We start from the raw sequence: 9,592 nt of genomic DNA on the forward strand, positions 1-9,592 counted from the left end.
CGGAGAGGGACCGCCTGCGCTGCAAATGGTCGAGAATCCCGACATCCTGGCCGGCGTTGGCCACCACAGCCAGCGGCCGGGTCTTGTCGTCGGCTTTGCCGCCGAGACGCAGGACCTGATCGCCAATGCCGAGGCCAAGCTCAGGAAGAAGGGCGCCGATTTCATCGTCGCCAACGACGTCTCGCATGAGAGCGGCATTGGCCCGTCGGGCGTCATGGGCGGCGACCGCAACAAGGTGCGCATCGTCTCCCGCACCGGCGTCGAGGAGTGGCCGGAGATGGGCAAGGACGAGGTGGCGGCGCGGCTCGCCGCCTTGATCGCCGAGCGGCTGCGGACGATCGTTGTTTGAATGCTTTCGTCCGTCGGAGACCCGGCGCGCTGAGCGCGCCGGCAGGCCAACCTCGATAAGCTCACTCCGCGGCGATACCGGGACGGCTCGTGCTTGCGGCAAGCCCGGCTTCGATCGACTCGGCAATGATCCTCAAGCCGAGATCCAGTTCTTCCTCGGAGATGGTCAGTGGCGGGGCTATGCGAAAGACGCCGCCCATTCCCGGAAGCTTGACGATGTTCATGCTGAGACCGCGCCGGAACGCCTCAGCCGCGATAGCGGCGCCAAGCTGATGGTCAGGAACCCTGTCCTTGCGATCCTTGACGATCTCGACCCCGAGCAGGAGGCCGCGGCCGCGCACGTCGCCGACACATTCGTATCGCTGTTTCAGCCGTGACAGTCCGTCAAACAACCTCGCGCCCAAATACTGTGCCCGCTCGACGAGCTTTTCTTCCTCAACCACGTCGAGCACCGCGAGGCCCACGGCCGCCGGCAGAGGATCGGAGACATGCGTGGTGTAGAACAGGAAACCCTTGTCGTGCGCCGCCTCTTCGATGTCAGCCGTTGTCATGACGGCCGATAGCGGCAGGCCCGCGCCGATGGTCTTGGACAGCGTCAGTATGTCAGGCGTGACGCCGTCCCTTTGGAAGGCGAACATGGTTCCTGTCCGGCCGATGCCGGTCTGCGCCTCATCGAGGATCAGCAGCATGCCACGCTCGCGGCACTTCTGCTGGAGTGCCGCCAGATAGCCCTGCGGCAGCTCCAATATGCCGCCGCTGGACAGGATCGGCTCGGCGACGAAGGCCGCAAGGTTGCCTGTCGACTGGCTGTCGATCAGATCGAAGCCATCGTTGAGTTCCGTGAGCCAGTCCAGGGAGCCGTCGGCGTTCTTGAAGCGAGGCCGGAAGCTGTTGGGCGCGGGGATCGCGAGCGAACCGACCGTCGCGGGCCCATAGCCCTTGCGGCCGGCGCTGTAGGTCGCCGACGCCGCGGCTCCGGTCATGCCGTGCCAGCTTTTCGAGAAGGCGACGATCTCGTGCTTGCCGGTCACCAGCTTCGCCATCCGGATGGCCGCTTCGTTCGACTCGGCCCCCGTCGAAAGCAGCAGCACCCGGTCGAGCCCCGGGGCCAGCGCCGCGAGGCGCTCCGCGAGCTCGACCACCGGACGGGACAGCATGCCGCTGAAAAGGTGCGCGGCCTTCTCGACCTGCCGGCTGACCGTCGAAACGATCCTGGGATGAGCATGACCGAGCAGCGCGCTCATCTGCCCGGAGGTGAAGTCGAGGATGGGCTTGTCATCCGCGTCGTAGACGAACGAGCCCGCCGCCCGCTCGATGATGGCGGGTTCGAAGGCGCCGCCATAGCGTATGAGGTGGTTTTGCGCAGAGGCCCAGAACCTGCGATCCAAGTTTTTTGACATCTTCCAGCTCCAGCAAGCGTTGGTGGGGAAAAGTTAGCGGCTGGCGCTGATGCAGTAAAATTGATAGTGGTTGGATGCGGATATCAATGGAATTGATATGCAGACTCCACTCGACCTCCGACTGCTCGCGACATTCGTGCGCGCGGCCCATTCGGGAACCCTCAGTGCGACGGCCATACAGGTCGGCCGCACGCAGTCCGCGGTCACCATGCAGATACAGCGGCTCGAGGAAGCCCTCGGCCAGGCCCTGTTTCATCGCAGCGGCAGCGGCGTCCGGCTGACAGGCAGCGGCGAACGCTTCCTGGCCTATGCCGATCGCATTCTCAAAATCCATGACGAGGCGATTTCGGCGTTCTCGGAGAAGGGGCTGCATGGCTCGATCATCTTCGGCAGTCCCGAAGATTATTTGAGTGCGTTCTTTCCGGCGCTGCTGCAGAGTTTTGGAACCGTCTATCCCGATGTCGAGATCAAGGTCGTTTCGGCGCCGACGGTCGAACTGCGGACGCTTCTCAATTCACGCCAGATTGACCTGGCGGTTGTCTCCAGCCCGAATACGGACGATGCACAGGGCGTCGTGCGCACAGAACGGCTGGTCTGGGTTGGCAGCAGGCCGGCCCTGGACCTCTACGATTTCGATGACACCGTGCCGCTGGCATTGGCCGCGTCGAATGCCATCGACCACAAGGCAGCCTGCGAGGCCATGGCCCGCGCCGGGTTGCGCTACAGGATTGCCTACGCCAGCAACAGCCTTGCCGGACTGATTGCCGTTGCGCGGTCCGGGCTGGCGATCAGCGTGATGACCGAGGAGGCAGTGCCGCCCGACCTGCACGTTCTGGGCACACCCCTTCCGCCGTTGCCCAGCCTTGGCATTCTGATCGCCTTTGCCGATTCCGAACGATCGCCCGCGGTCGAGGCGTTCGCCAATCATATCCGCAGCGTTCTTCCGTCACTTTGAGACCGCCAGGGCGGATCACCGTTTCACGCAAACGGCGACCCGCCCCATCTCTATGTTTTGACGCAATTCCGGACGGAAACCGTCACGCACTTTTCCTGGAATTGCTCTCGCGGCCGTCGTTTGCCCGCACGTCAACCCGCCGCCAGTTGAGGCCGGTTCGCCGTCGACGAGATCCTCAGTGCGGCAACACAACCCAGAATGCCAAGCGGCACGAAGGCGAGGAACAGCCAGCCGGCGACGCCTGCGGCGGCTTCGCGGTTCAGGCCTTCCGAAAACCCGCTGGCGTTGGCGACGATGCCGGCAAGTGCCGCGCCCACCGCATAGCCGATGCGCTGCATGGTCGGCACGGCGGCCGAGGCGATCGTCTGCTCGCCGTCGCGGGCCGAAGCGACGATGACGCGCGTCAGGAACGGCCAGCAAACGCCGAAGCCGCCGCCCTGCAGCAGGGCACAGAGCAGGATCAGCGGGATCGAGCCGGCCGGAATGGTGTAGGCGAAGCCGGCGAGGCCGGAGGCGATCATCAGCGCGCCGATGACGATGATCACCCGTTCACGCTCGAGCGGCGCGTTGGCGACGAAGATCGACAGGATCGACCAGGCGATCGATTCGGCGGCGATGATGTAGCCGGTGGTCAGCAACGGAATGCCGTGCAGCGTGGTCAGAAGCAGCGGTCCGTAAATGGCGAAGGTGCAGGTGGCCACGGAAAATGCCGCGACCATGGTCATGCCGCTGCCGAGTGGCGAGCGCCATGAGAACAAAGGCGAGGGGAAGAGGCGCGAGCGGGGCCTGAGGGCATCGATGCGGAAGAACAGCGCCAGGCCAATCAGGCCGAGGAGGAGCAGCAGCGACGAGCGCAACAGGGCAATGTCGATGGCGGCGGCGGCGATCAGCACCACGCTGACGGCGAGGCAGGCGAGCGCCGGATAGGGAAAGGCCGGTACCGTGCCGGCACCAGCCTGCGGCTTCGTCGCCTCAGGCGTGTCGAGCACGATGAAGCTCGCCAGAGCCATTGCCGCGCCGCCGAAGGTGAAGATGCCGAAGGCCCAGCGCCACGACAGGAACTCGGTCATGATCGCCCCGAGCATCGGTCCGCTGAAGGCGGCAACGCCCCAGATCGCCGATATGATGCCGAAGAGCTGCGGCCAGATGTTGCGTGGGAACAGCCTTTCGACCGAGACGAAGGCCAGCGACACGAGCGCGCCGCCGCCTAGTCCCTCGACGAGGCGTCCGGCGAGGAACAGCCACATCGACGGTGCCGTGGCGCAGATCAGCGCGCCGGCCGCGTAGAGCAGGGCCGCGACCATCATGTTGGAGCGCAGCGCGACATAGCTCACCAGCCGCCCGGCCGCGGCACCCGCGACAATGGCGCCGAGCTCGTAGATCGCCAGCGACCAGCCGACCAGCTGCACGCCCGCCAACTCGCCGACCATGGCCGGCATCACCGTCGCCACCATCGTCTCGTTGGTGGCATGCAGCAGGATGCCCAGGCTGATGAAGCAGAAGCGCGCCAGGTCGCCGCTTGCCCACAGCGCCCGCCAGTCCACCTTGTTTACGCCAACCTTGTTGCCGCCTGCTGCCGTCACGTCGATCTCCTTGAGGCCATTCGCAGCCTCATTCGCTTTTCGAACGAAGCGCCAGATCCAGTTCGGCAGGGCTTGTAGAACCTCAAGCGCGGTTGAGCTCAAGAGGCATTTTTCAGCAATATCGCGGCTGCGGGCAGAGCCACGAATTCACGCGCAAATGGTCAGCGGGCGAAAAGAGAATGCGGCCCGGAACGTGTGTCCCGAGCCGCATCCGTGCTGATTGAGCGACTGAATGAAAATGCTTCACTTGTAAGCGTGGACGAGGTCCAGCGAGGCTACCGCGACGGCCAGGTTGACGCCGGTCTGCGCCTGGACGCTGAGCGGCTCCAGCATGAAGGCGCCGTTCAGCCCGCCAACCAGGAGGTTGGCGCCGCCGCCCGTCACGACGCTCGCCTCGGCGTTGACGCCGTAGTAGCTGCCGGCGAGATCGCCCGCATCATGGCTGCGCGTGGCGGCAAGCACCGCCCAGACAAGCTGCCCCTGATGCGTCTGGCCGACATCGACGCCGAGCTTGGAGATCATCCCGGTGTACTGCTCGGACGGCCCGTGATGATAGGGGCGGAAGGTGCAGGACACGCCCTTGTTTGATGTGATGACATAGCCGACGCCGCCGTCGATGGTGCAATCGAGCGTGCCGAGCCGGAGCACGCCGGCGCTGACGGGGGAGGCGAGGACCGTGGTGGCCAGTGCCGCGGCACAAACAAGCTTCTTGATCATCGGGGAAGTCCCTTTCGCAAAATTCGAAAACTAGCCCCGATTTAACGATCGAGGTGCGCGGAGCGTTCCGCCCAAAACTTGGCGCGAACATGGCAAGAGTTAACGCATTGCCGCCGGCAGTTAACGGATCGCTATCGGGGATTGGGAGCGGAGTACAGTCCAACGGATACGCTCCCGGCGACGGCTCGGCGTCATGTGGCGCAGCGGTCGGTGCCGCTTCGAATCAGCTGGCGGCGCCGGAGGTGCGCGACAGGCCGTCCTTGGCCGGTTGGTAGTTCGGATTGAGGTGGATCGCCTCGCGATACGACTTGGCGGCCCTTACCTTGTCGCCGCGGCGCTCGTAGATCAGCGCCTGGTTGGCCCAGGCCTCGGCATTCTTGCCGTCGAGCTTGATGGCCATGTTGAAGTCGGCGAAGGCGTTGTCCTCGTCGCCCGTCGCCAGATAGGAGAGGCCGCGGCCGTTGTAGGGCTCGGCGGCATCCGGCGCCAGCGAGATCGCGGTCGAGAAATCCTCGATGGCAAACTTGTGCTGGCCCTGGCTCTGATAGATCAGGCCGCGATTGTGGTAGGCGCGGGCGTCGGTCGTGTCGAGCTGGATCGCTTTCTGGAAGTCGTTGAAGGCATCCTGGGTGCGGCCCGCCTTTCGATAAAGATTGCCACGGCCGATATAGGCGGCGTCGTAGTTGGCATTGATCTGGATCGAGCGGTTGTAGTCGGCAAGCGCTGCTTCCTGGTTGCCGAGGAAGCGCTGGATGAGCGCCCGGTTCGAATAGGCCTGGTAGAAATTCGGATTGAGCTGGATGGCTTGGTTGAAGTCCTTGAGCGCAGCCTGGTATTGGCCGCCGCGGCCATAGGCCGAGCCGCGCACATTGTAGCCCTCGGGATCCTGCGGGTTGCGCTGGATCACGGCCGACAGCGAGGAGATGTTCTCGGTCGACCCTTGCGCCTTGTCGATGTTGTTGAACTCGCCCGTCGGCGTCGTCTGGCATGCTGCAAGCGTCAGGCCCGAAAGCAGGGCCGCCGTCAGGGCGAAGCCGCGAAAAGCGGTTCTGCGCTCCACGGAAATTGCGTTCATCTTTGTCCTCACTGCCGCAGCGCCGTCAGTCCGTTCCCTCTCCGAACCGGCTCGAATGCATAAATAAAAAGGTGGCGGCGATTCCGCATCGCGCCACCCTCGGTATCCTTCGAAAAGGACGAAAAATTGGCGTTATGAGCGCGGCGAGCGCGATGCGCCGGCAGCACCGGCCGGGGCCGGGCGCGGAGTCATCGGCAGCAGGCCTTCGCGCTGCGCGCGCTTGCGGGCCAGCTTGCGGGCGCGGCGCACGGCTTCAGCCTTCTCGCGGGCACGCTTCTCGGACGGCTTCTCGTAGTGACCGCGCATCTTCATTTCGCGGAAAATACCTTCGCGCTGCATCTTCTTCTTCAGCGCGCGAAGCGCCTGATCAACGTTGTTGTCGCGGACGAGTACCTGCACGTGCAATCCTGTCTTCGGGTTTGAAATCAACAGGCAAGCAGCCATAGCCACTATGCCTCCGCAGTGGGTTGCACCGCGAATTGTGGCGGCTGATAGCAGAATCAGGCCGCGCTGTCCACCGTTGATTGCAGGACCGCGATCAAAAGCCGGAGCGGCTGCGCCTTGCAGGCACAGTGCTCAGGCCATTGCCAGGTGAAGTCGGGCGAAATCCTCGAAGAACTCGCCATAATCGCAGGTGATTTCCTCGCCGACGGCGATGTCGCGGATGGCGGTGGCGCCGCCATATTGCGAGAAATCGGTGTTCGGCCGTTCGGCATGGTTCATGAAGCGGCCATTGTCGACCTCATAAACCATGAAACCCGGCTTGTCCGGGCTCGGATAGGCGTAGCGGTCGAGCAGTTCCTTGAGATGCGGCGGCGCCGCCTCGTATTTCTCCATTGGGATCAGCCGGTCGAAATCCGGGTCGAGCCGCCAGATCGAGGCGCCTTTCCTGATCGGCTCGGCGGCGAAAACACCGACGCCTTCGATGGCGCTCTGGGCGACATAGGTTCTGATCAGCAGCATCGATCCGGTCCGATTTTCGACGGGAAACCAAATCGTCAAATCAGACCGGAATGCAAGGCCGTGGTACCAGATTTCAGCGGATGAGCATGTTTGTTGTCTTGCCCAACCGATCACGTCCGGTTGATCGACACGCCGCCATCGGCAAACAGCGCGGTGCCGGTGGTGAAGCTCGAGGCGTCGGAGGCAAGATAGAGCGCCGAACGGGCGATCTCTTCCGGCTGGGCCACACGCTTCAAGGCATGCAGGTTTTCGACGAATGTCCGCGATTCCGGCGTCTTGAACGTCGCCGCGGGTGTATCGGTGCCGCCCGGCAGCAGCGCGTTGACGCGAATGGCTTTCGGGCCGTATTCGGCGGCAAGCACCTGCGTCAATCCGATCAGGCCAGCCTTGCTCGCTGCATAGCCGGTCATGCCGGGCATGCCGACGGTGTGGCCGACAAAGGTGGAGGTGAAGATCAGCGAACCGCCACCCCGTTCGATCATCGCCGGCACCTGGTATTTCGCGCCAAGAAACGCGCTGGTGAGATTGGTGTCGAGCGTCTCGCGCCATCCCTCCAGCGAAAGGTCGGAAATCGACCCCATCTGACCGACCGCTCCGACGTTGTTGAAGGCGATGTCGAGGCCGGCGGCGAGGCTGTTGGAAGCGGCCTGCGCGGTACGCACATTGGCGCGGACCGAGACATGCATGCCGATGAAGCCGGCAGTGCCCGACAGCACGGCGCCGATCAGGAAGCCGATCGCGGAAGTGATGGAGAGCAGCCACCAGGCGAGCAGAAGCACGACGATGCCGACGACGGCGATGGTCGTGTATTGGCGCGCCAGATATGCCTGGGCGCCTTCGCGAATGGCGGCGGAGATTTCCTGCATGCGCTGATTGCCCTGATCGGACGCAAGGACCGAACGTGTCGCCCAGATGGCGTACAGAACTGACAGCAAGCCGCAGGCGATGACGGCGGTAATGATGGTCATTGCCGGATTTTCCTCGATTGTTGGCCCAGAAGAACCCCTCCCTGGGCCGTTGAGACGGGAGACGCATTGCCGCCAAGCGGAATCCGCCACCTTCGCTGGCGTGTATGCGAAACAGGGTTTGGAACGTCAAGATATTGTTCGGTTTTTGCCCTGCTTTCACCCGAAAGACGAAGACGGCGACTCACCAGCGGGCGCCATCGTGGCTTTAGATCGATTGAAATGACGGCGCGTAGATCATCTGGTGGGCATCTGTTGACAATGGCGGAGATCGGCGAGGATCAAATCTGAAAATCGGCTACTCTGCTTCCCGCCCCATGCGACGCGCGGCGTAGCGCTCGATCGCCGACAGGCCGTCATAGATCAGCACCGCGAGCGCCGCGACGATCAGGCCGCCCTGCAGCACGAAGGCAAGGTTGTTCGAGATCAGGCCGGCGATGATCACCTCGCCCAGCGTCTTGGCCGCCACGGTCGAGCCGATGGTGGCAGTGGCGAGACTGATGACCACGGAAAGCCGGATGCCGCCGAGGATCACGGGGGCGCTCAGCGGCAATTCGACCTTCATCAGCCTTTGCCAGCCGGTCATGCCTGCGCCGCGCGCCGCTTCCATGACATTGACTGGCAGCGTGGTGAGCGCGGTCAGCGCGTTCTCGAAGATCGGCAGCAGCCCGTAGAGGAAGAGCGCGATCAGCGTCGGTTTCTCGCCAAATCCCACCGCCGGCACGGCCAGCGCCAGTACCGCGACCGGCGGAAAAGTCTGGCCGATATTGACCAGGCTGCGCGACAGCGGCAGGAACTCGGCGCCGGCCGGCCTGGTGACCAGAATGGCGAGCGCGACGGCGACGATCGTCGCGGCAACCGTGGCGACGAGTACCGTCCTCAGATGCAGCAATGTCAGCGTCAGCAGGCTGCCCTGGTTGTAGATCGCCGGCGCGCCGTTCTCGGTCAGGGGCTTCAGCAGCGGCTCGAACCAGACCGGGCTGGCGATGAAAGCCACCAGCAGCACCAGAAGCGCCAGCCTCAATAGCGCAGGCAGCCAAGCCTTCATGCCGGCCTCGCCCGCTTCACCAGCCCTTCCACGGTGATGCGGCCGATGAGCTTGCCGTTGCCATCCTTCACCGGCAGCGCCGGACGACCAGTCCATAGAAGCTCGGCCAATGCATCGCGCTGGCTGGCCTCACCGGGGATCGCCTCGCCTTCGGCACCGCCGGGCTCCACGGCATCGCGCGCGCGGCCGAGCGACAGGAGCCGGAACGGCCGCTCGCTGGAACCGACCAGGGTCTCGACGAAGCCATTTGCCGGCCTCGCCAGGATCTCCGCCGGCTTGGCGTATTGCAGCACCTTGCCGGCATCCATGACGGCGATCCTGTCGCCCATATGGATCGCCTCCTCCATGTCGTGGGTGACGAGGATGACGGTGGTGCCGAAGCGCTTCTGGATCGCCAGCAGATCCTCCTGCGCCTTGGTGCGGATGATCGGATCGAGCGCGCCGAAGGGCTCGTCCATCAGAAGCACATTGGGTTCCGCGGCGAGCGCGCGGGCGACGCCGACGCGCTGCTGCTGGCCCCCGGAGAGTTCATGGGGAT

12 protein-coding genes are annotated in these 9,592 nt (G+C 64.2%); 3 read left to right on the top strand and 9 right to left on the bottom strand.

What is annotated here, in order from left to right; all coding sequences use genetic code 11:
- Nucleotides 1-349, top strand: a 349-nt coding sequence (locus tag EOA38_RS17900; RefSeq protein ID WP_281060108.1) for a phosphopantothenoylcysteine decarboxylase, incomplete at its 5' end; no start/stop codon positions are given.
- A gap of 61 nt (nucleotides 350-410) precedes the next feature.
- Here the strand turns inward: EOA38_RS17900 and EOA38_RS17905 are convergent.
- The gene (locus EOA38_RS17905; RefSeq protein WP_126092079.1) at nucleotides 411-1,748 is read right to left on the bottom strand and encodes an aspartate aminotransferase family protein; all 1,338 of its coding nucleotides are present in this window, start codon (nucleotides 1,746-1,748) and stop codon (nucleotides 411-413) included.
- Nucleotides 1,749-1,845: 97 nt separating this feature from the next.
- On the opposite strand from EOA38_RS17905, the gene EOA38_RS17910 reads away from it, so the two are divergent.
- Complete coding sequence (locus EOA38_RS17910) at nucleotides 1,846-2,703, top strand: LysR family transcriptional regulator (RefSeq protein WP_126095764.1); 858 nt, start codon at nucleotides 1,846-1,848, stop codon at nucleotides 2,701-2,703.
- A gap of 131 nt (nucleotides 2,704-2,834) precedes the next feature.
- On the opposite strand, the gene EOA38_RS17915 is transcribed toward EOA38_RS17910, so the two are convergent.
- The 6 genes from EOA38_RS17915 to EOA38_RS17940 form a co-directional block, all read right to left on the bottom strand.
- Complete coding sequence (locus EOA38_RS17915; protein ID WP_126092080.1) at nucleotides 2,835-4,286, bottom strand: MFS transporter; 1,452 nt, start codon at nucleotides 4,284-4,286, stop codon at nucleotides 2,835-2,837.
- 243 nt (nucleotides 4,287-4,529) lie between these two features.
- A complete protein-coding gene (locus EOA38_RS17920) occupies nucleotides 4,530-5,003 on the bottom strand; it encodes a DUF992 domain-containing protein (RefSeq protein ID WP_126092081.1) in 474 nt (157 codons plus the stop codon).
- 223 nt (nucleotides 5,004-5,226) lie between these two features.
- Nucleotides 5,227-6,078: a tetratricopeptide repeat protein gene (locus EOA38_RS17925; protein ID WP_126092082.1), complete on the bottom strand. Its 852-nt coding sequence runs from the start codon at nucleotides 6,076-6,078 to the stop codon at nucleotides 5,227-5,229.
- Nucleotides 6,079-6,210: 132 nt separating this feature from the next.
- On the bottom strand, nucleotides 6,211-6,477 hold the full coding sequence (gene rpsU / locus EOA38_RS17930; RefSeq protein WP_027165252.1) for a 30S ribosomal protein S21: 267 nt from the start codon (nucleotides 6,475-6,477) through the stop codon (nucleotides 6,211-6,213).
- Nucleotides 6,478-6,654: 177 nt separating this feature from the next.
- Complete coding sequence (locus EOA38_RS17935; protein ID WP_126092083.1) at nucleotides 6,655-7,041, bottom strand: SET domain-containing protein-lysine N-methyltransferase; 387 nt, start codon at nucleotides 7,039-7,041, stop codon at nucleotides 6,655-6,657.
- A gap of 110 nt (nucleotides 7,042-7,151) precedes the next feature.
- Nucleotides 7,152-8,009: a sodium/proton-translocating pyrophosphatase gene (locus tag EOA38_RS17940; protein WP_189434723.1), complete on the bottom strand. Its 858-nt coding sequence runs from the start codon at nucleotides 8,007-8,009 to the stop codon at nucleotides 7,152-7,154.
- Here EOA38_RS17940 and EOA38_RS17945 point away from each other — a divergent pair.
- Complete coding sequence (locus EOA38_RS17945) at nucleotides 7,999-8,232, top strand: hypothetical protein (RefSeq protein ID WP_127299844.1); 234 nt, start codon at nucleotides 7,999-8,001, stop codon at nucleotides 8,230-8,232. The genes EOA38_RS17940 and EOA38_RS17945 overlap by 11 nt on opposite strands.
- Before the next feature lie 72 nt (nucleotides 8,233-8,304).
- On the opposite strand, the gene EOA38_RS17950 is transcribed toward EOA38_RS17945, so the two are convergent.
- Nucleotides 8,305-9,054 (bottom strand): ABC transporter permease, encoded by a 750-nt coding sequence (locus EOA38_RS17950; protein ID WP_127299845.1) that lies wholly within the window; start codon nucleotides 9,052-9,054, stop codon nucleotides 8,305-8,307.
- Nucleotides 9,051-9,592: ATP-binding cassette domain-containing protein (locus EOA38_RS17955; RefSeq protein ID WP_127299846.1), on the bottom strand; the 542-nt coding region annotated here is incomplete at its 5' end. The genes EOA38_RS17950 and EOA38_RS17955, both read right to left, overlap by 4 nt.

The sequence above is a fragment of the Mesorhizobium sp. M1E.F.Ca.ET.041.01.1.1 genome, from assembly GCF_003997355.1.
Lineage (GTDB): Bacteria > Pseudomonadota > Alphaproteobacteria > Rhizobiales > Rhizobiaceae > Mesorhizobium.